We start from the raw sequence: 21,890 nt of genomic DNA on the forward strand, positions 1-21,890 counted from the left end.
TGTTACTCCAGAAAGTCCTGAGTTTCAGCCAGTAATTTTTGATACACCGGCTGAAAATTACCCCAGGTCACCAGGTCTGATGCATTGACCGCACGGGTTTTGCGGGCTGTGGCCTCATCAATCAGCTTTAACGGGCCTGCGGCCTGAGCCAGCAGCTGACTGTGGCAGCAACTGTCCAGCAGCAAAAAGTTCGCTGCGGCGGCATCCACCGTGTGGCCGGCGGTTAGCAGCCCGTGGTTTTGCAGGATTACCGCAATATTGTCCGCCAGGCAGGCAGCAATAGCATCTCCCTCATTGGTATCTGCCACCACACCATCAAATTCGGCAAACAGCCCATGGTTTTCAAAAAACATACAGGCATCCTGAGACAGTGGCGCCAGCGGCTCGCCCAATGCGGCAAAAGCGCGTCCGTAGACGGTATGCGCATGGGCCACTGCATTCACCCCGGGGTGAGCGGCATGGATGCGTGAGTGGATGGCAAACGCGGCATTGTTGATTGGCGCCTGACCCTCCACGATTTCACCACTGTGCGACACCCGCACCAGATCAGAGACTTTAATCAAACCAAAATGTACGCCCACCGGGTTGACCCAAAATGTGTCCGGGTCAATGCAGTCGCGTAAAGAGATATGACCGGCCAGGCCTTCATCGTAGCCGTGCTGGCTAAAAATTCGAAAGGCACCGGCCAGACGTTGTTTTTCGTAAGTCTGGCGGGCTGCTAGGTCATCAAATTCGGGTGGGGCAAACAGGCTGAAGCGGTCGCTGCCTTTGGTTAGCCGGGCAGCCAGAGTGTCATCGAGCATGGAAGTCTCCTTGTTTTGCTGTACAGCTTAGCGGAGGGTATGATAAATAAAAGTGATTATTGTTAATGCAGTGTTATTAATCTGATGCATAGTAAGCTGGATCTGAATTTGTTTGTGGTGCTGATTGCCATTTACCGGGAAGGGTCTATTACCGCGGCTGCGGACCACTTGCACCTGACCCAGCCTGCGGTAAGCCATGCCCTGGGCCGGTTGCGCAGTATGTTAGACGACCCATTATTTGAACGGCATGGCCGGCGCATGGTCCCCACCGGACGCTGTCATCAGCTTGTGCCGGTGGTCAGTCAGGCCATTGATACTTTGCACATCAGTGCGCTACAGCCCTGGTCGCCGGCGCTGGCACTGACCAGCCGTACCATCAGTTTGGGTTTACGGGACATTATGGAATGGTGGTGGCTGCCGCCATTACAGCAGCATTTATGCGAACAGGCACCCCGGGTAAAAACTCGCAGTGTACCGGCACCACTGGATGATATTCCCACCTTATTGGCCCGGGGCGAGATTGATGTGGCGGTGGATGCGCTGATGCCGGTGAGCAGTGACATCTGCCAGCAAAAAATCGTCGAGGAGCCGTTTGTTATGCTGTGCCGGCCGGATCATTCACTGGTGCGTCATCCCAGTTTGACTAGCTACACCCAGGCTCAGCATGTGGTAGTGAGCGCGCCGCGCTCCCACATCAACCAGGTGGATATGGCACTGGCCAAAAATGGCCGGCAACGCCAGGTTGCGTTTACCTGCAGTCATTTTTTGGCTGCTGCCCGACTGGCCGCTACTAGCAACCTGGTATTGACGCTGCCGCAGGCTTACGCGCGCTGTATTCGCCAGTCGGTGGCCGTTGCGGTGTGCCCGCTGCCCTTTGAGGTGCCGCCGTTGGCGGTGCATATGTACTGGCATTGTGCCACTCAACAGGACCCGTTACTGGCGCAGGTCAGAGCCTGGCTGGTTGAAGCGGCGGCAATCAGTAGTGCGACGACAGACGCGCCAGACCTTCATCAGAGTGCGCCTTCAGCCAGTCATTAATTTTCCAGTGCTGCGGGCTCCAGCCGGCTAAAAAGCGATGAAAATCGGCGCAGGCGACCGCAAACAGCGGACGCCAGGCGGCCTCCACCTGTTGGGCGCAAATGGCACTGCCTGACAGGGCTTGGTGTAAGGCATTGAAATAATGATCCAGTAATGCCGGTGTGGCGCACTGCAGATCCTCAAGTGATAATGCGCTGCCTAAAAAATAGGCCACATCCTGCACCCCAGTGCCCTGGCCCACATACTGAAAATCCACTGCGGCACAGGCCTGCATATCCGGGCGAAAACAAAAATTGGCGACCTTGGCATCGCCATGCACCACAGTTTGAAAAGGCGCGGCGGCCAACGCTTGGTGCAGGGCACCGGCCCGTGCCTTTAACGGACCGTTGGGCATGGCCTGCCATTCTGCCTGACGAGTGGGTAAGTGCCAGTAGGTCCCGCGAGGCCATAAATCGGTCACCGGACGGCGCAAAAACCAGCCATGAAAGTCTGCCAGATAAGTCAGCACGGTGCGCGCCTCAGCAATCTGTAATGTTTCGCAGCGTCGCGCAAAGCCAGCATGATCCAAATCACTCATAACCAATAAGCGCTTATCGCCGTCACAAGCAGTGTGAATCAGCGCTGGCATCGCCGGTCCGCCGGGTAAGACCTGATTGTGCTGATAAAATCGCTGCTCCACTGCGTAGGAGGTAAGTTTTCTGCTGTGACTGTGCGGGCTGGACCAGCCTTTTGGGTGGTAGGGACTGGCCGGCGGGCCGATCACCTTGGCCACCAGTGGCGCTGCAAAGCGCGCACAGCGGAATCGAAAGCACTGGCCATAGCCACTCCACAATTGTTGCAGTAGCTCAACATCCCACAACGAATCGCACTGCAATTGCTGGCAGACCCAATCGGTAAAAGCAGGTTGGATAGAATCAGACATAGAACAAAAAAGGGCGATCTGAGGAACAGACCGCCCGTTTGGCAGGGTTATCAGGCAGCGTCTGAGCTACCAGGTTTGGTGGCCGGTGCCGAAGCCTGAGATTTGGCATCGGCACGTTTGGCAGAACGTCCACAAGTTTGTACATTCGGACGGCTGCTGTCGTCACGAGCCACCAGATCACGCTCTTCAAACGCGGCTTCAATCGCCGCTGGCAGGGCCGTAGGGTGCGAGACATTAAATTTGCCCCGGCCACTGGCAGCTAACACGCTGGGCGCTTCATCACTGATAGCGGCACGTACTGTCTGGCGTGGTTTGCGGCTAGCCGGCGCAGCAGTCGGTGCTACCTGCTCTGGTTCATCCTGCTGTGATGCAACCTGCTCAGGAGCATCGTGCTTTGGCACATCTAACGTCAGCTCACTTTGCTGCGGTGCCTGGCTGTCTACCTGATCAGCTGACGTCACCGGCGTGGCAATGGTTTGCTCAGCATCTGCCTGCGCATCTTGTGATTCTTGCGCTGTCAGCGTTTCCTGCACCTCTGACTCGGCTGCCGGAGCAGCTGTTTCGGTTGCAGATTTCTCTTCAACAACCGGAGCTTCAGCGGCTGGTGCCTGTCGCTCAGCCGGTTCCTGCTCTGCAACTGGTGCGGGCGATGATTTTGCCGCTGCCTGGTTGTCGCTGGCCTGGTCATCAGCAGACTCTGGCTGGTCGGCCATGGCTACACCCGCTGCTGATTTTGCATCATACTCTACCGGCTCAGCAGTTTGCGCTGTCATTTTGCGCGGGGCCTGACCCGAACGCGGCGCAGCAGTGTCATCCGCCTGCATGGTGCCTGGCTCAGTGACCGGCTCGGCGATGGTCGCCTCGGTGTTTTCAGCGGTTACGCCATTATCCGTCTGCTCTTTTTTACGGCGCTGACCTGCAGCCCGCACATGCCGCGGTGAACGGCGGCTGCGCCCACGACCACCATTGGCCTCGCGCTTGTCATCGCTGCTTGTTTCAACCGCTGCTGTTACCTCATTGGCGTTGTCCACAGACTCTGCAGACGCTTCAGCAGGGCGCTTAGTGGCTTCTGCCGCAGGCTGCTCAGCCTGTTCCTGAGGCGCTGCTTTAGCTTGCTTAGGCGCTGATTTAGCGGTTTCCTGCGCTGGCGTATCTTGTGCAGACGCTGGCGCCTTAGCCGCCGGAGCCGTTGCTTTTACTTCTTTTAACGGGACATTCTGGCCTTCGCTGTCTACCCGCACAGAACGGCGCAGATCACGGCGCTTGCGACGCTCAGCAACCTGCTTTTTCTTCTGGCTGGCAGCCTGGTCCTGTTGACCCTGCTGCGCAGTGTCCTCTTTGTTGGCTTTACCTTCAGGCTTGGCCTCACGACGCGGCTTGTTCTCATTCAGGTCTTTTTGCTCGGCAGCTTTATTATCTGCTGGCTTGTCATCACGGCTGCCACGCTCATCGCGATTTGGCCGACGCGGTTTTTTATTGCCGCTTGGCTTGTTACCACGCTTGTCCTGACCGCTTTTGACCTGGCCTTTGTTATCATCGCGCTCGGTGCCGGCATCACGCTCGTCACGTCTGCCACGCTGTTGTTTGTTGCGTGGTTTACGCTGGCGATTGCCCTGGTTACGCTGTTTATTGCGCTGCTCGCGTTCGCGCTCGGCACGTTCGGCTTCTTCCTGTTCCTGCGCTTTTTTAGCGGATTCGTCATCGCCAAACAAGCTGCCGATCCACTTGGATAAGCGGCCCAATAATGACGGGCTGTCAGCTTCGGTGATGGGCTGAGCCACCGGCTTTGGCGCCACTTTGGGCGCAGCATCCGGTGCTACCATGCCTTTGATGGCTGGCTCTTCACGTTTTTTCGCCGGGGCTGAGGTTGGCTTGTCAGCTTCACTGGTGGGCGTTTCAATTAACGCCAGACCATGGCTGGCATCATCTACCACCTCATCAGGACGGCGCCGGGTCACTTCATAGTGGGGCGTTTCCAGATTGGGATTGGGGATGATTACCAACTGCACATTGTGGCGCTGTTCAATCACATTGATTGATTTACGCTTTTCATTGAGCAGGTAAGTGGCAACCGGTACCGGTAATTGAGCTACAATCTGCCCCGTATTGTCTTTGATGCTTTCTTCTTCGATGATGCGCAAAATCGACAGTGCCAGCGACTCGGTACCCCGAATGGTGCCGTGGCCAGAACAACGCGGGCACACATGGTGGCTGGACTCACCCAGTGACGGACGCAAACGCTGACGGGACATTTCTAACAGGCCAAAGCGCGAAATCCGGCCGAGTTGAACCCGGGCACGGTCTGAGCGAACAGCTTCTTTCAAGCGGTTTTCTACTTCGCGCTGATGGCGCACCGGGGTCATATCGATAAAGTCGATAACTACCAGGCCCCCTAAGTCGCGCAAACGCAACTGGCGGGCAATTTCGTCGGCTGCTTCAAGGTTGGTATTAAACGCGGTCTCTTCAATGTCACCGCCTTTGGTGGCACGTGCCGAGTTAATATCAATAGAAGTCAGTGCTTCAGTGGGATCGATCACAATCGAACCGCCTGAAGGCAGCCGTACTTCGCGCTGAAACGCCGATTCGATCTGGCTTTCAATTTGGTAGTGGCTAAACAGAGGCACACCGCCTTCGTATTTTTTCACGCGGCTGGCAAAGTCTGGGCGCACTAGCTCGATATGCTGCAGAGCCTGTTCGTAGATATCAGCCTTGTCCACCAGGATCTCACCAATATCACGGCGCAGATAATCCCGAATGGCACGCACAATGACATTGCTTTCCTGGTGAATCAAAAACGGGGCAGAGCGCTTGTCTGCTTCTTCTTTCACCGCGTCCCAGTGCTTAAGCAGCACCCGCAGATCCCATTCCAGTTCTTCATAGGATTTGCCCACACCGGCGGTGCGTACAATCAGACCCATGCCGTCTGGCAGTTCAAGTTTGCTCAGTGCCTGTTTAAGTTCAGTGCGCTCATCGCCTTCGATACGGCGGCTGATACCACCAGCACGAGGGTTGTTGGGCATCAGTACCAGATAGCTACCGGCTAAGGATAAAAAGGTCGTCAGCGCGGCGCCTTTTTGGCCACGTTCTTCTTTATCAATCTGAACAATGACTTCCTGACCTTCTTTGATCACGTCCTTGATATTAGGACGACCTTCGAATTTATAGCCTTTCGGGAAGTAGGTACGGGCAATTTCTTTTAGCGGGAGGAAGCCATGACGCTCGGCGCCATAGTCAACAAACGCAGCTTCCAGGCTGGGCTCTACGCGGGTAATTTTACCCTTGTATATATTGGCTTTTTTTTGTTCGTGACCGGGACTTTCGATATCCAAATCATACAAGCGTTGCCCATCGACCAGGGCAACACGCAACTCTTCTTGCTGAGTTGCATTGATTAACATTCTTTTCATTGTATCTAACTCTGTTTTTTATACAGCCGTTCAGACACAAAATTAAACTGACATGTGCAAACCCTCAGCATGATGCCTCCCGGCAATATGTGGACCTTGTTGTTGTGTCGTATTACCCATGGTGCCTGGCATTGTATTCCTGCGTGCCGGCGCTGTATTCTCATAGGTGTCGGGAACGACCCGCCCTGTTGTACATCTTGTTGGTAATATCGCCAGCGGCCTCAGGCGGCCAGCGATCGTCATTTCAATTCTGTATGGCTAAACGGCGAACATGGTATTTTGGTGCCGCAATATTCTCAGTGAGCATAGGTTTTAGTACTACCTATGCAACTCACATCAGGCAATGATATTAGGCTGCCGAATCATTGCGGCTGTTACGTATGGTTGTTTTAACCGAAATAACGGTGTTCTAACCTGTTAAATCCTCTTGATTATCGCACCAAATTGCAAAATTAAGCAAGGAAAGAAACTCGGGCCTGATGAATCTGTCTGCATGTGAGATTCTACGTGGCTTGCAGCGCAAAAACTGGCCAGCGCTTACGGCTTTTTCGGGCGTCGCAAAAATGATGTTAGGAGAAGGCTGGCAAAATACTTTATACTCTGCGCCTATGACTGAACAAAGCTCCCCCCAAGTACGATTTGTGACCATCGACGCCGAACTGGCCGGTCAGCGTATCGACAATTTTTTACGTACCCAGTTAAAAGGGGTACCCAAAAGCATGATTTACCGCATTTTGCGCAAAGGCGAAGTGCGGGTCAATAAAGGTCGGGTAAAGCCCGAATACAAATTACAGGCCGAGGATGTGGTACGGGTGCCGCCGGTGCGCACCCAGCCAGCCAGTGATAAGCCCAATCCAAAACTGGCCACAGTAGCGTCACTGGAAGCGCACATCCTGTATGAAGATGACCGTCTGCTGGTGATGAACAAGCCGTCTGGGCTGGCAGTACATGGTGGCAGCGGGCTTAATTTTGGCCTGATCGAAGGGTTGCGCGCATTACGGCCTGACGCCAAATTTTTAGAACTGGTGCATCGGCTGGACCGCGATACTTCTGGTTGTATTTTAATCGCTAAGCGCCGTTCTGCCTTACGTAGCCTGCACGAGCAATTGCGCGAAGGGCAGATGGATAAACGTTACCAGGCCCTGGTAGCCGGCAGCTGGCCGGAAAACCGGTTTAAGGTAAAAGCCCCGCTGCAAAAAAATGTGCTGCAGTCAGGCGAGCGTCTGGTTTCGGTGGACCCGGCAGGTAAGCCCTCGGAAACCCGTTATCGCATCCTGCAACGCTTTGCCGATGCCACCCTGGTAGAAGCGTCACCCATTACCGGGCGTACCCATCAAATCCGGGTGCATTGTTTACACGCCGGCCATCCGATTGCACTGGACTCCAAATACGGCAATGCCGATTTTGACCAGACCATGAAAATACGCGGGCTTAACCGCCTGTTTTTGCATGCTGCCAGTATCCAGTTTTTTCACCCGCAAACCAATGAGCAGGTGACGTTTCATGCGCCACTTGATGCGCAGTTACGTGGTGCGCTGGAGCAGTTAGCATGAAGCCGTATTCGTTAATTATCTTTGACTGGGATGGCACGCTGATGGACTCGGCAGCCAAGATCATCAGTTGTATGCAGCAGGCTGCGCGGGATTGCCAGCAACCGGTTCCTAGCCCGGCCCAGGTGGCCGATATCATTGGCATCAGCCTGCGCCCGGCCATTGCGCGCTTGTTTGCTCTACAGGATGACGCGCTTATCGAAGCGCTGTTCGCGGCGTATAAAGACAATTTTGTCGCGCAGGATGCCACACCATGCCCGCTGTTTGACGGCACCGAGCAATTACTCGACGCTTTGCATAATCAGCAGCGCCAGTTAGCGGTAGCTACCGGCAAAGCCCGGCGCGGGCTGGATAGAGCGCTGGCCAATACCGGCACCGGGCAGTATTTTGTCGCGACCCGCACCGCTTGCGAGGCGCAATCCAAACCCTCGCCGGATATGCTGGAACAATTGCTGGTGCAAACCGGGCTGTCTGCAGACCAGGCTGTCATGATTGGCGATACGGTGTATGACATGCAGATGGCCGAGCAGTTAGGCATGGATCGCATTGCGGTGACCTACGGTGTGCATGACGCAGAGCGTTTAAAACAGCACACGCCGGTGGCAATGGTTGACTCGGTGGCCCAACTGCAGGCTTATTTACTGGCCGGCTGAGCGGTCGCCAGTGCCAGTAAGTCAATATTATGGTGGGCCAGCATATCGCGCAGTAGCATCACCGGCAGGCCAATCAGGCTATTGGGGTCGCGGCTCTCAATGCGCTCAAATAACAACGCCCCGCGGCCTTCTACTTTGAAACTGCCGGCACAATCCAGTGGTTGTTCTGCCTTTATATAAGCAGCAATGGCGGCGTCGGTCAGGTGGCGAAAATGCACCCGCGTGATATCCGTGTCAGTGATGGCCTGGCCGGTGGCCCCGTCATATATCGACAGTGCAGAATAAAAGGTGACAATATTCCCGCTACATAACGTCAGTTGCTCACAGCCGCGAGCTTCTGTGCCGGGTTTACCCAATTGACGCGCCTGCCCATCTACCATGACCACTGCTACCTGATCAGAGCCCAGGGTCAACGCCTGCGGATAGCGCTGGCCAACGGTGGTGGCTTTGGCACACGCTAACCGGCGCGCGACAGCTTCTGCTGATTCGTCAGCAAACGGTTGTTCATCGATGTCTGGTGCGATGGCTGGGCAGTGCAGGCCAAGTGCGGCCAGTTGGGCCTGGCGGTATTTAGACGAAGAAGCAAGGATCAGTGAGAGCATACCGGTTCAAGGGATTTAAATACATTTACCACTAGTGTAACCGCCGCTGCCAACGAACAAAAGCCAGTGCATTTGATGACCGGTTATATGCGGTAAGAATTCCGGGAGAAAACCCATTAATCCTTTGACAGCCATGGATGGAGTCTATATTATTCGCGCCCTATGCAGAAAGTGAAATTACCACACCAAATCGACCCGGTTAAAAGCGCGGTTAAGCGTTCTGATTATCAGGGCGTGTTCGCCAGCAAAGACATGGGCCGTTTACTCGGTGCTGTAGTCCGCTGTGATGAGTGGGTGGACGCCGAAGTACAGTTTGCAAAAGACGCGCAGGGTCTTACTGTCTTTCACGGTCATCTAAGCACACAGGTGACACTTATCTGTCAACGGTGTAACGGTGAATTTGACCATTCGCTGAACGTCGATTTTTGTTACAGCCCAGTGCAGGGGCAACACGATATCGATATGTTACCCGAAGCTTACGATCCGGTAGAGGTCGATGACCACGGAATGATCGATTTGCTTCAGTTACTTGAAGACGAATTGATTATCTCTCTGCCGATTGTGCCCCTTCATGCAGAGGAGGAGTGCTCAATTGGTGAAGATGATATGACATTTGGCAAAATCGAACCGGAACAAGAGCGCCCAAACCCTTTCGCGGTTTTGAAAGAACTTAAGCGAGACCAGGAGTAAGTTATGGCCGTACAACAAAATCGTAAAACGCGTGCGAAGCGCGGTATGCGTCGTTCACACGATGCGTTGACATGCGAAACTTTGTCTGTCGACTCTACATCAGGTGAAACGCACCGTCGTCACCACGTAACCGCTGACGGTTACTACAAAGGCAAAAAAGTTATCGAACGTTAATCACGTTTGGTGACAATATTTTGTCTCAGCTAACCTTAGCGTTAGATATCATGGGGGGCGATCATGGTCCCCCTGTTATTCTCTCTGCCTGTCTCAGGGCAATCCGCGAACATTCCTCTTTTCACTTTATCTTGTGTGGCCAGGCCGAGATTATCGAGCCGGCGGTTGCCAAACTGACTGCTGAACAACAAGCCCGCGTGACCATTGAAGCCTGTGAGGATGTGGTGGAAATGACCGACGCTCCGGCATTCGCCTTACGCAGAAAACAAGATTCTTCCATGCGCCGTGCCATTGAATTGGTGCAGTCCGGCCGCGCCGATGCCTGTGTTAGTGCGGGTAATACTGGTGCATTGCTAACCATGGCCTATTGCCTGTTAAAAACCCTGCAAGGGGTCGACCGCCCGGCACTGGTGTCGTTCATGCCTACCGCGGGCCACCATAAAGTCCTGCTGCTGGATTTAGGCGCGAACGTCAACTGTACCTCCGACAGCCTGTTTCAGTACGCGGTGATGGGGTCGGTACTGGCCGAAGAGATGATGGGCAAAACCTCGCCCAGAGTCGCCTTACTTAATGTGGGCGAAGAAGACATCAAAGGTAATGCCCTGGTTAAAGTGGCGGACCAGCAAATCCGTCAGTCGGCAGCGCTCAACTATATCGGTTATGTAGAGGGTGATGATATTTTCACCGATTATGCCGATGTGGTGGTGACAGATGGCTTTACCGGCAATGTGGCACTTAAATCCAGCGAAGGCCTGGCCAAATTGGTGGCGACCGAGGTTAAACGCCTGTCAGCTATGAATTTTTGGACCCGGGCCATGGCGCGAATTGCGCTACCGTTACTAAAAACTATTTATAATCGCGTGAACCCCGACCAGTATAATGGCGCCAGTCTGATAGGATTGCGCGGCATTGTAATCAAGAGTCACGGCAACGCGTCTTCCGATGCCTTCTATTACGCTATTTTACAGGCGATGCAGGAAGCGCGTTTACGGGTTCCGGAAAAAATAAAAAGCAAAATAGAAACGGTTTTGTTGGAGCAAATTTGAGTAATTATTCACGAATTATTGGCACGGGCAGTTATTACCCCAGCGATGTGCGAACCAACGCAGATTTAGAATCTATGGTAGATACCACTGATGAGTGGATCACAGACCGCACGGGTATTAAAGAGCGTCGCATTATCGGCGCAGATGAAACAGCTGCTACGATGGGCGCCGAAGCCTGCCGCCAGGCCCTGGATGCCGCCGGCCTGCAAGCCAGCGACATTGATATGATTGTCTGCGCCACCACCAGTGGCCGCTATGCGCTGCCCAGCACAGCTTGTGAAATTCAGTATTATCTGGGTATCGACGGCATCCCCGCATTTGATGTGGCGGCGGCCTGTGCCGGCTGGTGTTATGCCCTAAGTGTGGCTGACCAGTATGTTAAATCCGGTATGGCCAAGCGCATTCTGGTTGTGGGCACTGATTGCCTCAGCCGCTTGATCGACCCGAACGATCGCACCATGGTTATTTTATTTGGTGATGCCGCCGGTGCTGCAGTTATCGAAGCCAGTGACGAGCCAGGGATTTTGTCTACCCATATTCAGGCTGCAGGCTCCTATAAAGATTTATTGTATGTAGGAAATCCTACACGGGGCGATGAAGCGTCTGTGCATGCCAACTGGGGCGTAATGAAAGGCAATGAAGTATTCAAGGTCGCGGTCACAAAGTTGTCCGAGCTGGTAGAGCAAACCCTGCAAGCCAATAATATGCAAAAGTCTGATCTTGACTGGCTGGTGCCGCATCAGGCAAATTTCCGAATTATCAAAGCCACCGCGAAAAAGCTGAATATGTCACTGGATCAGGTGGTCATGACCCTCGAAAAATACGGCAACACTTCAGCGGCCACCGTGCCCACAGCGTTAGATGCCGCCATTCGTGACGGGCGTATCCAGCGCGGCCAGAATTTACTGCTGGAAGCCTTTGGCGGCGGCTTTGCCTGGGCATCGGCTCTGGTACGCTATTAAGCTGGCTGTGTGTTGCAAGATAAAGAATAAGGAATCATCATGAGCAAAACCGCATTTGTGTTTCCCGGTCAGGGCTCACAAACACCTGGCATGCTGGCTGAGCTGGCTGACGCCTATCCGGCTGTCAAAGAAACCTTTGCCGAGGCGTCTGAAGCGCTAGGCTATGATTTATGGGACCTGGTCCAAAACGATGACCAGGGTAAGCTGAATGAGACGCACGTTACCCAACCGGCGCTGCTCACAGCCAGTGTTGCAATCTTCCGTCTGCTACAGGCCCAGGGCAAAACCGCCGATTATCTGGCTGGCCACAGCCTGGGTGAATATTCAGCGTTAGTCTGTGCCGGCGCATTGCCGTTTGCTGAAGCTGTGCGCTTGGTAGAAGCGCGGGGCCGCTTTATGCAGGCGGCTGTTCCAGCGGGTGCTGGTGCCATGTATGCCATCATTAATTTAGATGACGCCACCATTGCTGATATCTGTCAGCAAACCGCCATCGCTACCGGGGAAGTAGTTGCTCCGGTGAATTACAATTCTCCGGGGCAGGTGGTGATTGCCGGCGAAAAATCGGCCACCGAGCAGGCGGCCAACGCATGTAAAGAAGCCGGTGCCAAGCGCGCGCTGCCATTACCGGTTAGTGTGCCCTCGCATTGTGAACTGATGCGCCCGGCGGCCGACCAGCTCGAAACCGCGCTGGCCGATATCACCATTGAGGCACCGCAAGTGAGCGTCATCAACAACGTGGATGTGGCTGCTGAAACTGATCCGGCGCGCATCCGCGATGCTCTGATTCGCCAGTTATACTGCCCGGTACAGTGGACCAAAACCATTGAGCAGCTTGCACAGCAGGGCGTGACCACCATTTATGAGGTGGGCCCGGGCAAAGTGTTAACCGGGCTGATTAAGCGTATTGATAAATCTATTGATGCAGGCAGCATTAACAGCCCTGCAGATTTTGAATAAAAAATAAGGAACTGTGCATGACCCAGTTAGCTTCCAAAGTTGCCCTGGTCACCGGGGCCAGCCGTGGAATCGGTAAGGCCATTGCCCAGCAGTTAGCCGAGCAGGGCGCCACTGTGATTGGAACAGCAACCAGCGATAATGGCGCCGCGGCTATCAGCGACTATCTGAGCGCTCACGGTGGCTTAGGCTTATGTCTGAATGTGACCGATAAAGCGTCAATAGATCAGGCGCTTGAGCGCATCAAAGCAGACTTCGGCGGGGTTGATATTCTGATCAACAATGCCGGGATTACCCGTGATAATTTGCTTATGCGGATGAAGGATGATGAGTGGCAAGATATCATCGATACCAATTTAACTGCCATTTTCAACTTGTCGAAAGCAGTTTTACGCGGCATGATGAAGAAAAAGCATGGACGGATCGTCAATGTGGGCTCTGTGGTAGGCAGCACCGGTAACCCGGGGCAGGCCAATTATGCTGCAGCCAAAGCCGGTGTGATCGGGTTCAGTAAGTCAATGGCACGGGAAGTGGCTTCTCGTGGGATCACCATCAATGTGGTGGCACCAGGCTTTATTGATACTGACATGACTAAAGCATTATCGGATGAGCAAAAGGAAGCTATCTTCAAAGATATTCCAGCCAATCGGTTAGGCCGTCCCGAAGAAATTGCTGCTACGGTGGCATTTCTGGTGAGCGACAGCGCTGCTTATATTACCGGTGAAACTATTCATGTGAATGGCGGTATGTATATGAGCTAAAAGCGCTTTGTCGCTTTTAGCAACGCTGTATAATGTGACTCAGGTTGCGTTATGCAAATATTAATAATTTATTAAAACCTCTGGATCGTTGCTGGTTAGACCAGAAAATTAGTTTAGTCTGGCGCTTGCAAGCAGTAGCCTTGCAAAATAAACTAGCGGCACTTTTTATATCTAGTTACGTTAAGGGAAACCTAGAATTATGAGTAACATCGAAGAACGCGTTAAAAAGATCATCGTTGAACAGCTTGGCGTTAAAGAAGAAGAAGTAAAACCTGAAGCCTCATTTGTTGATGACTTGGGCGCGGATTCACTTGATACCGTAGAGCTGGTAATGGCGTTGGAAGAAGAATTCGACACAGAGATTCCTGACGAAGAAGCAGAAAAAATCACTACTGTTCAGTCAGCTATCGACTACATCAACGCTAATAAAGACGCGTAATAACTTTTAGCAAAACGGCTCACCATGAGCCGTTTTCTATTTCCTACCTTAGTTCCAATGCGAGGGCTTTTGTGTGACAAAACGTCGCGTAGTGGTTACTGGTCTTGGCATGTTGTCCCCTTTAGCATCGTCGGTTGAACAAACCTGGCAGGCTATCTTAGCGGGTGACAGCGGCATCGGTGAAATAACCCATTTTGATTGCAGTAACTATTCGACTCGTTTTGCTGGTCAGGTTGATAATTTTGACCCGCAAGAATATATAGATAAAAAAGAGGCCAAAAAAATGGACCGGTTTATCCAGCTAGGTATAGCAGCGGGTAAACAGGCGCTGGCTGACTCGGGTCTGACCATTTCTGCCGCTAATGCTCACCGCGTGGGTGTGGCGATTGGCTCAGGCATCGGCGGACTGCAACAGATTGAGCAGAATCATCTTAAACTGCTCAACAGCGGGCCAAAGCGGGTATCACCATTTTTTGTACCTTCTACCATCACCAACATGATTTCCGGTTTTCTTTCCATTATGGAAGGATTCAAAGGCCCGAACCTGAATGTGGTGACTGCCTGTACTACGGGTGTCCACAACTTAGGCATTGCGGCGCGTACCATCGCTTATGGTGATGCCGATGCAATGCTGGCCGGTGGCGCAGAAGCGTCCATCACGCCATTAGGGATTGCCGGATTTGCTTCGGCGCGGGCGCTGTCGTCACGTAACGACAACCCGCAGGCTGCCAGCCGTCCCTGGGATCAGGACCGTGACGGTTTTGTTATGGGCGAAGGTGCTGGCGTGGTCATGCTGGAAGAATACGAAGCAGCCAAAGCACGTGGTGCCACCATTTATGCCGAGCTGGTAGGCTTTGGTATGAGTGGCGATGCCTATCACATGACGTCACCACCCGAAGATGGCGAAGGTGCTGCGGCGTCGATGGATAATGCGCTGCGTGATGCGAAGATTGCTGCCGAAGAAGTGGGTTATATCAATGCCCATGGTACATCTACCCCAGCCGGTGACAAAGCCGAAGTGGGTGCGGTGAAACGGGTATTTGGTGAGCATGCCTATGATTTAATGGTCAGCTCCACCAAATCCATGACCGGTCACCTGTTAGGCGCAGCCGGCTCAGTGGAAGCGATCTTTACTATTCTGGCCCTGCGCGACAAATTGGCACCGCCTACCATCAATCTGGATAATCCCAGTGAAGGCTGTGACCTCGATTTTGTGGCGCACAAAGCCAAAGCCTTTGAATCGCCTTACGCGTTATGTAACTCGTTTGGCTTTGGCGGTACCAACGGTACCCTGATTTTCAAACGGCTGTAACTATCAGGCAGCGCCGTCCGGCGCTGCTATATTCCTCTTTTTGAACGCTACCACCTGCCTGTATGGCTTGTTATACTGGCCAGCCTTGTTTCTATTGCCCAAAAAGGACTGCCAGCGGTGGCCGAATTTGCCCTGAACGACCGTGCCGCTAATTACGGTGATGCCATTTTTACTACCATGTCGGTGGAAGGTGGTCGTATTGCACTATACCAGCGTCATCTTGACCGTTTGCTTCACAATGCTAAAGCGTTGGGCATGGAGTTAACAGATGGCGCTAACCTGGCCGAGACCATGCGTCACCATGCTCAGATGCTGCAAGAAGGCACGCTCAAGCTGCTGGTCAGCGCCGGTAATGGCGGCCGTGGTTATGTCCGGCCCAACCCGGTCAGTTCCAGTTTGCATTTTTCCACTCATCCGCGGCCGGCGCACTATGGGCAGTGGCGGCAACACGGGATCCGGCTGGGGTTGAGCCCGGTGCAGCTGGCGCAGCAGCCGTTGCTGGCCGGTCTCAAGCATTGCAATCGCTTAGAGCAAGTGTTGGTAAAACGAGCGATGCAGGGCTGTGATGTCGATGATGTAATGGTCTGTGATAGCCAGGGGCATATTATCGAAGCCAGCGCTGCCAATGTGTTCTGGCAGGCCGATGGTGTGTGGCACACGCCATCATTAACCCGTTGCGGTGTGGCCGGTGTGATGCGCGAGTTTATTTTGGCCCACGCGGCGACCCAAGGCGTTACGGTGCACACCGGGGATTACCCGCTTGCTGCGCTGGAGCAGGCTGATGCCATCTTTTTGTCCAATGCTCTGATGCAGATTGTGCCGGTGCATACCTGGCAGGGGCGGGCCTTGGATATCACTGCGGCGCACTCGCTGGCGGCGCGACTTCAATATGCTTATCAGGACGAATATGACTCGAATTAAAGGACTGTTGCTGGCGTTGATAGTGCTTTTGGCACTGACAGCCGGTGCCATCAGTTATTGGCAACAACAGCTGGATAGCCCGATTGCAGTAGACCAGCCGACCTTATTTACGGTCCCCGCCGGAGCCACCGGCCACAGTGTGGTAAGCCAGTTGCAACAGGCGGGTCTTACAGATATCAGCGATCTGAGCGCCAGGCTGTGGCTTAAGCTAGAATTTAGCGGCCAGCATGTGCGCACCGGCACCTATCAGCTGATCCCATCTATGACACTGCCAGATGTGTTTGCGCTATTGGCCAGTGGTGATGAACATCAGTTTTCCATCAGTCTGGTGGAAGGGCTGACTTTTGCTCAATGGCAAACAGCCCTGGCCAGTCACGACCAAATCGATTTTGATTTAGACCCCCAGACCCTCAAGGCCCTACGTGCGCGCTGGAGCGAATCAGCAGATGCCGTTAGTGCCAATCCTGTCAACGTTGAGCAGCCGCAAGGGGCGCCGCCCAGTCTGGAAGGCTTATTGTTGGCAGATACCTACCATTTTACCGCCAATACTCGCGCATCGGCCATCTTGTATCGGGCCATGCAGGCGATGCAGGACTTTTTGCAGCAGCAGTGGCCGCAACGTGCCAGGAAATTGCCATTGGCCAGTCCGTTTGAAGCGCTGACCCTGGCCTCCATTATCGAAAAAGAAACCGCGGTGCCCGCTGAGCGGGCCAAAATTGCCGGGGTATTTGTCAATCGTCTGAATAAAAATATGCGTCTGCAAACCGATCCCACGGTGATCTACGGGCTGGGTGAGGCTTTTGACGGCAACCTGACCCGCGCTCACTTACGGCAAAAAACACCCTATAACACCTATGTTATCAAAGGCCTGCCACCAGGGCCTATCGCCATGGCCGGGCGTCCGGCAATTCTGGCAGCGTTGCAGCCAGAAGAAACCCAAGCCCTGTATTTTGTCGCCCGCGGCGATGGCTCGCACCAATTTTCCCGCTCCCTTGATCAACATAATCAGGCAGTGCGAAAATATCAGCTTAATCAAAGGTAGTAGAAGCATATGCGTGGAAAATTTATTGTGGTGGAAGGGCTTGAAGGGGCTGGCAAAAGTTCGGTCATCGCCCGGATTGTAGCTGCAGTTGAAGCTGCCGGACACATTTGTATTACCACCCGCGAACCCGGTGGCACGCCCATGGCTGAGGCCATTCGTGAGTGCGTTAAGCAGCCCTGGGACGAAACCGTGGCTGAAGAAACCGAACTCATGCTGATGTATGCGGCGCGCCGTCAGCTGCTGGTCAACCGCATTTTCCCGGCACTAGAGGCCGGGCAGTGGGTGATCGGAGACCGCCATGATCTTTCTTCGCAGGCGTACCAGGGGGGCGGGCGCGAATTGCCACAGGCGCTGCTCGACTCGTTGAGCCAGCTGACTCTGCAAGGGTTTACACCGGATTTGACTGTGTATCTGGATGTAGAACCGGCTACCGGTCTGGAGCGCGCGCGGGGGAGGGGCGAACTGGATCGCATTGAGCAGGCCGGGCTGGCATTTTTTGAGCGTACCCGGGCCCGCTATCTGGCATTGGCCGAACAAGCAGACACCATTATTACGGTGGATGCCATGCAGCCGATGGCGCAGGTTCACGCCACGGTGGACCGTCATATTCAGGACTTTGTCACATGTCCTTAGTGCCCTGGTTGCAACCGACCTTTGCCCAGCTGGTAGCGCGCCGTGCGCGCGGCCGCTTGCATCATGGCCTGCTGTTGGCGGGTCAGGCGGGCATTGGCAAACAGCAGCTGGCCATGCAACTGGCGCAGGCCTTGTTATGCAAACAGCCATCAGCGCAGGGTAGTTGCGGGCAATGTCAGTCCTGTCACCTTTTTGCGGCAGAAACCCATCCAGATTTTAGCTACCTGACCAGCGAGCGCCAGCTGGGGGTTGATAAGGTGCGCGAGGGGATTGGCCGGCTGACTGCCACCGCGCAGCTCAATGGCAACAAGGTATTGTGCATCCCGGCCGCTCAGACTATGACCGAGGCGGCGTCGAATGCACTGTTGAAAACCCTTGAAGAGCCCACCGGCAACACCTATTTGATTCTGGTCACCGACCGGCTGGCGCGCTTATTGCCTACTATTGTCAGTCGATGTGAAAAACATCTGTTGCAGCGACCCGATGAGCAGACCGCTTTACAATGGTTGCAGCAGGCAGGTGTTGCCGAAGCCACCCCGGCGCTATTGGCCGCTTATGGCGGGGCACCGTTGCATGTTCAGCAGGCCCTGGAAGATACTCAGGGCATCAGCTTTCGCCAGTTCAGCGAAGGGCTGGAGGCCTTGCTGGCTGGACAGGCCGATGCTGTCACCCTGGCCAGTCGCTGGGAAAAAGCCGGGCCGCAGGTGGCTGTCTGGTTGCAGCAGCACGCGCACAGTGCCTACTGTCAGCACAGTCAGCCTCAGGATTTTGCCTTATACCAGGCTTGCGCCCGGGCGCAACAGGCTATGCAAAACCCCGGCGTGAACAAAATTATGATCTTAAGCAGTCTGCTGGCCGAACTAAAATACCCGGCCAACACCATCCTGTAAGCCAGACTGTCGTTTTATTTTTATTGAGAGGTTGGTTTGTTTGTAGATTCTCATTGTCATCTTGATCGGTTAGAACAGGGCGAGACGCCATTAAAGGACACTTTGGAGTTTGCCCGCCGCCGTGGGGTCGAGCATTTTTTGTGTGTCAGTGTGTCGGTTAAAGAGTTCGACAGCATGGCAGACAAAGTATCGGCGTTTTCCGACGTGTCGGTCTCCTGTGGGGTGCACCCGTTGCACCAGGAAGATGCCTGCAGCTATCAGGAGTTATTACAAAAAGCCTCGCGGCCTGAGGTGGTGGCCATCGGTGAAACCGGATTGGATTATTTTTACAGTGCCGATACTCGCGAGGTGCAAAAGCAATCATTTATCGATCACATCAAGGTTGCTAACGCGCTTAACAAGCCCTTGATCATCCATACCCGCGATGCCCGTGAAGATACCATCGCATTACTCGAAGAGCACCGGGCGCCGGGCATCAATGGGGTATTACATTGCTTTACCGAAAGCCTGGAAATGGCCGAGGCAGCCATAGCGATGGATTTTTATATTTCCATCTCTGGCATCGTTACTTTTAATTCGGCTAAAGCCTTGCGTGAGGTGGTCAAAGCGGTGCCCCTGGAGCGTCTGCTGATTGAAACCGATTCTCCGTGGCTGGCGCCAGTGCCACATCGTGGCAAGAGTAACCAGCCTGGCTATGTGGTGGAAGTCGCCGAATTTATTGCCGAGCTTAAGGGGGTAAGTGTGGAGGAACTGGCTGCGGCCACCACGGCCAACTTTTACCGCTTGTTTAGCCATATCACACCGCCGACCAATTAATTTTCAGGGGGCATTATGCCAGTGTGGAACCAGCGCTTAACCAAAAGCTTACATCAGACCCGCAGTCAGCCGGAGAGCCGCTATTTTCAACTGGCCACGATTGACCCGCAGGGGTTGCCGGAAAACCGGACAGTGGTTTTTCGTACGCTGGATGATAAGGACTTTTCGCTGGTCATTGTGTCTGACACCCGTTCACGTAAGTGGGAATCCTTGCAGCAACATCCGATGGCGTCGGTTTGCTGGTATTTTTCCAAAACCCGTGAGCAATACCGGTTTACCACTAATGCAGAGTGTTATACCCGGGAGACTGACGAAGCGCTTATCCACCGGCATTGGGAAAAATTATCTGATGCCGGCCGTAAGCAATATTTCTGGGGTCGTCCAGCCTCAGTGCGCCATAATGATGCGCCGCTACGGGTGACGGATAATATGAGCGCGCCACCGGCGCATTTTTGTGTGATGCGCTTTGTGGTAGAGGCGGTGGATTATCTGGCGTTGCAGGGCAATCCTCAATATCGGGAAAAACACTGGAAAGACGAAGACGGTAACTGGCTGACACAGCCTATTATCCCTTAATCAGTATCTTTAGTGGTGGAAGGAAAAACCGGCTACCGCGCTTATAAAAACTCAATAAAAAAGCCCCTTTGCATAAAATATGTAAAGGGGCTTTTTGGTTGACCCTATTGGATCACAGATTTAAGCGCCTGGTCGCCCTTAAACAAGCCATAGGTGCGTTTGTAAGCTTTTTCATTGCCTACGCTGTAAACGATGGCGGTGGCCACATCCTCACGCGGAATCTCGCGTTTGTCCTCGTTCGACGGCATCATTTCCTGCACATTTTCTGTGCCGCGCTCATCGGTCAGCGAACCCGGACGCAAAATGGTATAGGCCAGCCCACTGTGCTTTAAATGCTCATCAGCCATATGTTTGGCCACCAGATAAGGCTTCAGAGGCGAATCGATAGCATCCGGATCATCTGCGCCAACGGAACTGACCATGATAAACTGGGTCACCTTGGCGGCTTTGGCATATTCCACCGCATTGCGTGCAGCCCATAGGTCGATCAGCAGGGTTTTTTCGGGCCCGGTGCTGGCACCAGAACCGGCACTAAATACCACAGTGTCCTGGCCTTCAAAAGCATCAGAAAAATCATTTTCCAGATCGGCTTCGTGGATGGTTAGTTGATCGTGCTGTATATCCGACAACTTACTTTTGTCGCGTACCAAGGCGGTGACGGCATGACCGGCATCCAACAATTTCTGGGTGGCCTGCTGGCCAATCTGACCACTGGCACCAATTACCAAAACTTTATTCATACTGTGCTCCGTAAAAGAAAACTGTCTTGTTTGTTCCTCTTGTCAGGGCTGGCAGATCATAAAAACCAATGTCTAACGTATTTTGGACAGTGTTCGCTCAGGTTTTTTGAGCACATGGGCCAGCCTGTTGAGCGCACTGTTATTATCTAAATATTTGATAAGTTAGTGTGTATTTTCTTTTTAAAACACTCGGGGGCTACTTTTAACAGGCTGCAAATTTGTCAAAATGCAAAAAATTAATAAATATTTATCGGGGATAATCATAACCGTTTGTTGACATCGTGTGCGGTTGATCCAGTAATGCAGATGAACAATGGATGTGATTCGCAGCAATATTGCGGATTGTTCCGCGCTGCCCAGCTCAACGGCTGATAGCATACTCATGTGGATAAAGGGGAGTGGTGGTTGAGCGTGATGATCTTCACCCGGTTAAACAGACCCGCCGTACGTATTTAGCAGGCGGGCCAGCGAATGAGCAGATCAGTCAGCACTAGCCATCACCTGATATGCCTGGGTATTGTACAGTGGCACGGTGGACAAACTGTGCTTAAAACTGCCAGACGACTCTTTGGTCGAGTAGGAGACATACATAAGGGTCATGGACTCAGCATCAAAGATGCGTCGCACTTTCATATTTTTAAAAAACACACTCTTGGATTTTTTAAACACAATTTCGCCGGACGAGGACTTGTCGATGTCATCGATCATGGCCTTGGTAATGTCACCAGTTTGACGACACGCGATGGAGCTATCTGATGGATCGGCAAAATCCAGATTTGCCTCGATACTAGAAATATGACAAGTCACTCCTGTGACCACAGGATCCTGCAACGAATCAATTTTAATGTCCTTGGTGGTAAATAAGCCCAGGGACACATCACCTACTTCATTGTCACTGCAACCGGTTAGTGCCAACAGCGCAATGGCTGTGCCCAATACTTGACGCATATAGATTGTCC

Annotated in this window: 23 protein-coding genes; 17 read left to right on the plus strand and 6 right to left on the minus strand. The window is 53.3% G+C overall.

The window, feature by feature from the left end:
* Positions 1 to 2: 2 nt before the first annotated feature.
* Positions 3 to 803, minus strand: a complete 801-nt coding sequence (locus tag ACTUJZ_RS01490; RefSeq protein WP_463634490.1) for a class II aldolase/adducin family protein — start codon at positions 801 to 803, stop codon at positions 3 to 5.
* A gap of 84 nt (positions 804 to 887) precedes the next feature.
* Here ACTUJZ_RS01490 and ACTUJZ_RS01495 point away from each other — a divergent pair, with 84 nt between their 5' ends.
* Positions 888 to 1,841, plus strand: a complete 954-nt coding sequence (locus ACTUJZ_RS01495) for a LysR family transcriptional regulator (RefSeq protein ID WP_463634491.1) — start codon at positions 888 to 890, stop codon at positions 1,839 to 1,841.
* Here the strand turns inward: ACTUJZ_RS01495 and ACTUJZ_RS01500 are convergent.
* Positions 1,780 to 2,763 carry a phosphotransferase gene (locus ACTUJZ_RS01500; RefSeq protein WP_463634492.1) on the minus strand — a complete coding sequence of 328 codons (984 nt, stop codon included), beginning with the start codon at positions 2,761 to 2,763 and terminating at the stop codon, positions 1,780 to 1,782. The two genes, ACTUJZ_RS01495 and ACTUJZ_RS01500, sit on opposite strands and share 62 nt — an antisense overlap.
* A gap of 50 nt (positions 2,764 to 2,813) precedes the next feature.
* Entirely contained in the window at positions 2,814 to 6,170 is a 3,357-nt protein-coding gene (rne, locus tag ACTUJZ_RS01505) for a ribonuclease E (RefSeq protein ID WP_463634493.1), read from the minus strand.
* Positions 6,171 to 6,778: 608 nt separating this feature from the next.
* Between rne and rluC the strand changes: the two genes are divergently transcribed.
* Complete coding sequence (gene rluC, locus ACTUJZ_RS01510) at positions 6,779 to 7,723, plus strand: 23S rRNA pseudouridine(955/2504/2580) synthase RluC (RefSeq protein WP_463635222.1); 945 nt, start codon at positions 6,779 to 6,781, stop codon at positions 7,721 to 7,723.
* The gene (locus ACTUJZ_RS01515; RefSeq protein ID WP_463634494.1) at positions 7,720 to 8,373 is read left to right on the plus strand and encodes an HAD family hydrolase; all 654 of its coding nucleotides are present in this window, start codon (positions 7,720 to 7,722) and stop codon (positions 8,371 to 8,373) included. The genes rluC and ACTUJZ_RS01515 overlap by 4 nt, the downstream gene beginning before the upstream one ends.
* On the opposite strand, the gene ACTUJZ_RS01520 is transcribed toward ACTUJZ_RS01515, so the two are convergent.
* A complete protein-coding gene (locus tag ACTUJZ_RS01520) occupies positions 8,355 to 8,975 on the minus strand; it encodes a Maf family protein (RefSeq protein WP_463634495.1) in 621 nt (206 codons plus the stop codon). The two genes, ACTUJZ_RS01515 and ACTUJZ_RS01520, sit on opposite strands and share 19 nt — an antisense overlap.
* 162 nt (positions 8,976 to 9,137) lie before the next feature.
* Between ACTUJZ_RS01520 and yceD the strand changes: the two genes are divergently transcribed.
* The 14 genes from yceD (at position 9,138) to ACTUJZ_RS01590 (ending at position 20,191) form a co-directional block, all read left to right on the plus strand.
* Positions 9,138 to 9,665, plus strand: coding sequence for a 23S rRNA accumulation protein YceD (yceD, locus tag ACTUJZ_RS01525; RefSeq protein WP_463634496.1), 528 nt, complete (start codon positions 9,138 to 9,140; stop codon positions 9,663 to 9,665).
* A 3-nt stretch (positions 9,666 to 9,668) separates the two neighbouring features.
* A complete protein-coding gene (gene rpmF / locus ACTUJZ_RS01530) occupies positions 9,669 to 9,839 on the plus strand; it encodes a 50S ribosomal protein L32 (RefSeq protein WP_139756505.1) in 171 nt (56 codons plus the stop codon).
* Positions 9,840 to 9,859: 20 nt separating this feature from the next.
* A complete protein-coding gene (gene plsX / locus ACTUJZ_RS01535) occupies positions 9,860 to 10,885 on the plus strand; it encodes a phosphate acyltransferase PlsX (RefSeq protein ID WP_463634497.1) in 1,026 nt (341 codons plus the stop codon).
* Positions 10,882 to 11,847, plus strand: a complete 966-nt coding sequence (locus ACTUJZ_RS01540) for a beta-ketoacyl-ACP synthase III (RefSeq protein WP_463634498.1) — start codon at positions 10,882 to 10,884, stop codon at positions 11,845 to 11,847. Before plsX ends, ACTUJZ_RS01540 begins: the two co-directional genes overlap by 4 nt.
* A gap of 39 nt (positions 11,848 to 11,886) precedes the next feature.
* A complete protein-coding gene (gene fabD / locus ACTUJZ_RS01545; protein WP_463634499.1) occupies positions 11,887 to 12,804 on the plus strand; it encodes an ACP S-malonyltransferase in 918 nt (305 codons plus the stop codon).
* A 17-nt stretch (positions 12,805 to 12,821) separates the two neighbouring features.
* Positions 12,822 to 13,562 (plus strand): 3-oxoacyl-ACP reductase FabG, encoded by a 741-nt coding sequence (fabG, locus tag ACTUJZ_RS01550; RefSeq protein ID WP_463634500.1) that lies wholly within the window; start codon positions 12,822 to 12,824, stop codon positions 13,560 to 13,562.
* Positions 13,563 to 13,761: 199 nt separating this feature from the next.
* The gene (acpP, locus tag ACTUJZ_RS01555) at positions 13,762 to 14,001 is read left to right on the plus strand and encodes an acyl carrier protein (RefSeq protein WP_044056889.1); all 240 of its coding nucleotides are present in this window, start codon (positions 13,762 to 13,764) and stop codon (positions 13,999 to 14,001) included.
* A gap of 73 nt (positions 14,002 to 14,074) precedes the next feature.
* Entirely contained in the window at positions 14,075 to 15,313 is a 1,239-nt protein-coding gene (gene fabF, locus ACTUJZ_RS01560) for a beta-ketoacyl-ACP synthase II (RefSeq protein WP_463634501.1), read from the plus strand.
* A 117-nt stretch (positions 15,314 to 15,430) separates the two neighbouring features.
* The gene (gene pabC / locus ACTUJZ_RS01565; RefSeq protein WP_463634502.1) at positions 15,431 to 16,234 is read left to right on the plus strand and encodes an aminodeoxychorismate lyase; all 804 of its coding nucleotides are present in this window, start codon (positions 15,431 to 15,433) and stop codon (positions 16,232 to 16,234) included.
* The gene (mltG, locus tag ACTUJZ_RS01570) at positions 16,221 to 17,276 is read left to right on the plus strand and encodes an endolytic transglycosylase MltG (protein WP_463634503.1); all 1,056 of its coding nucleotides are present in this window, start codon (positions 16,221 to 16,223) and stop codon (positions 17,274 to 17,276) included. Before pabC ends, mltG begins: the two co-directional genes overlap by 14 nt.
* A 9-nt stretch (positions 17,277 to 17,285) precedes the next feature.
* Entirely contained in the window at positions 17,286 to 17,909 is a 624-nt protein-coding gene (tmk, locus tag ACTUJZ_RS01575; RefSeq protein ID WP_463634504.1) for a dTMP kinase, read from the plus strand.
* Positions 17,900 to 18,799, plus strand: a complete 900-nt coding sequence (gene holB / locus ACTUJZ_RS01580) for a DNA polymerase III subunit delta' (protein WP_463634505.1) — start codon at positions 17,900 to 17,902, stop codon at positions 18,797 to 18,799. The genes tmk and holB overlap by 10 nt, the downstream gene beginning before the upstream one ends.
* A gap of 36 nt (positions 18,800 to 18,835) precedes the next feature.
* Positions 18,836 to 19,615 (plus strand): TatD family hydrolase, encoded by a 780-nt coding sequence (locus ACTUJZ_RS01585; RefSeq protein ID WP_463634506.1) that lies wholly within the window; start codon positions 18,836 to 18,838, stop codon positions 19,613 to 19,615.
* A 15-nt stretch (positions 19,616 to 19,630) separates the two neighbouring features.
* Positions 19,631 to 20,191, plus strand: a complete 561-nt coding sequence (locus ACTUJZ_RS01590) for a pyridoxamine 5'-phosphate oxidase family protein (RefSeq protein ID WP_463634507.1) — start codon at positions 19,631 to 19,633, stop codon at positions 20,189 to 20,191.
* A 104-nt stretch (positions 20,192 to 20,295) separates the two neighbouring features.
* Here ACTUJZ_RS01590 and ACTUJZ_RS01595 read toward each other — a convergent pair whose 3' ends face one another.
* Positions 20,296 to 20,931, minus strand: a complete 636-nt coding sequence (locus ACTUJZ_RS01595; RefSeq protein ID WP_463634508.1) for an SDR family oxidoreductase — start codon at positions 20,929 to 20,931, stop codon at positions 20,296 to 20,298.
* A 480-nt stretch (positions 20,932 to 21,411) separates the two neighbouring features.
* Positions 21,412 to 21,879: a CreA family protein gene (locus tag ACTUJZ_RS01600; RefSeq protein WP_463634509.1), complete on the minus strand. Its 468-nt coding sequence runs from the start codon at positions 21,877 to 21,879 to the stop codon at positions 21,412 to 21,414.
* Between the last annotated feature and the right edge of the window lie 11 nt (positions 21,880 to 21,890).

This window comes from Alteromonas sp. WD8-37 (assembly GCF_055326825.1).

Bases quoted from the DNA above. Each gene is read 5' to 3' on its own strand.
- ACTUJZ_RS01490 (WP_463634490.1), bottom strand. From the start codon at position 803: ATGCTCGATGACACTCTGGCTGCCCGGCTAACCAAAGGCAGCGACCGC.
- ACTUJZ_RS01495 (WP_463634491.1), top strand. From the start codon at position 888: ATGCATAGTAAGCTGGATCTGAATTTGTTTGTGGTGCTGATTGCCATT.
- ACTUJZ_RS01500 (WP_463634492.1), bottom strand. From the start codon at position 2,763: ATGTCTGATTCTATCCAACCTGCTTTTACCGATTGGGTCTGCCAGCAA.
- rne (WP_463634493.1), bottom strand. From the start codon at position 6,170: ATGAAAAGAATGTTAATCAATGCAACTCAGCAAGAAGAGTTGCGTGTT.
- rluC (WP_463635222.1), top strand. From the start codon at position 6,779: ATGACTGAACAAAGCTCCCCCCAAGTACGATTTGTGACCATCGACGCC.
- ACTUJZ_RS01515 (WP_463634494.1), top strand. From the start codon at position 7,720: ATGAAGCCGTATTCGTTAATTATCTTTGACTGGGATGGCACGCTGATG.
- ACTUJZ_RS01520 (WP_463634495.1), bottom strand. From the start codon at position 8,975: ATGCTCTCACTGATCCTTGCTTCTTCGTCTAAATACCGCCAGGCCCAA.
- yceD (WP_463634496.1), top strand. From the start codon at position 9,138: ATGCAGAAAGTGAAATTACCACACCAAATCGACCCGGTTAAAAGCGCG.
- rpmF (WP_139756505.1), top strand. From the start codon at position 9,669: ATGGCCGTACAACAAAATCGTAAAACGCGTGCGAAGCGCGGTATGCGT.
- fabD (WP_463634499.1), top strand. From the start codon at position 11,887: ATGAGCAAAACCGCATTTGTGTTTCCCGGTCAGGGCTCACAAACACCT.
- fabG (WP_463634500.1), top strand. From the start codon at position 12,822: ATGACCCAGTTAGCTTCCAAAGTTGCCCTGGTCACCGGGGCCAGCCGT.
- acpP (WP_044056889.1), top strand. From the start codon at position 13,762: ATGAGTAACATCGAAGAACGCGTTAAAAAGATCATCGTTGAACAGCTT.
- mltG (WP_463634503.1), top strand. From the start codon at position 16,221: ATGACTCGAATTAAAGGACTGTTGCTGGCGTTGATAGTGCTTTTGGCA.
- tmk (WP_463634504.1), top strand. From the start codon at position 17,286: ATGCGTGGAAAATTTATTGTGGTGGAAGGGCTTGAAGGGGCTGGCAAA.
- holB (WP_463634505.1), top strand. From the start codon at position 17,900: ATGTCCTTAGTGCCCTGGTTGCAACCGACCTTTGCCCAGCTGGTAGCG.
- ACTUJZ_RS01590 (WP_463634507.1), top strand. From the start codon at position 19,631: ATGCCAGTGTGGAACCAGCGCTTAACCAAAAGCTTACATCAGACCCGC.
- ACTUJZ_RS01595 (WP_463634508.1), bottom strand. From the start codon at position 20,931: ATGAATAAAGTTTTGGTAATTGGTGCCAGTGGTCAGATTGGCCAGCAG.
- ACTUJZ_RS01600 (WP_463634509.1), bottom strand. From the start codon at position 21,879: ATGCGTCAAGTATTGGGCACAGCCATTGCGCTGTTGGCACTAACCGGT.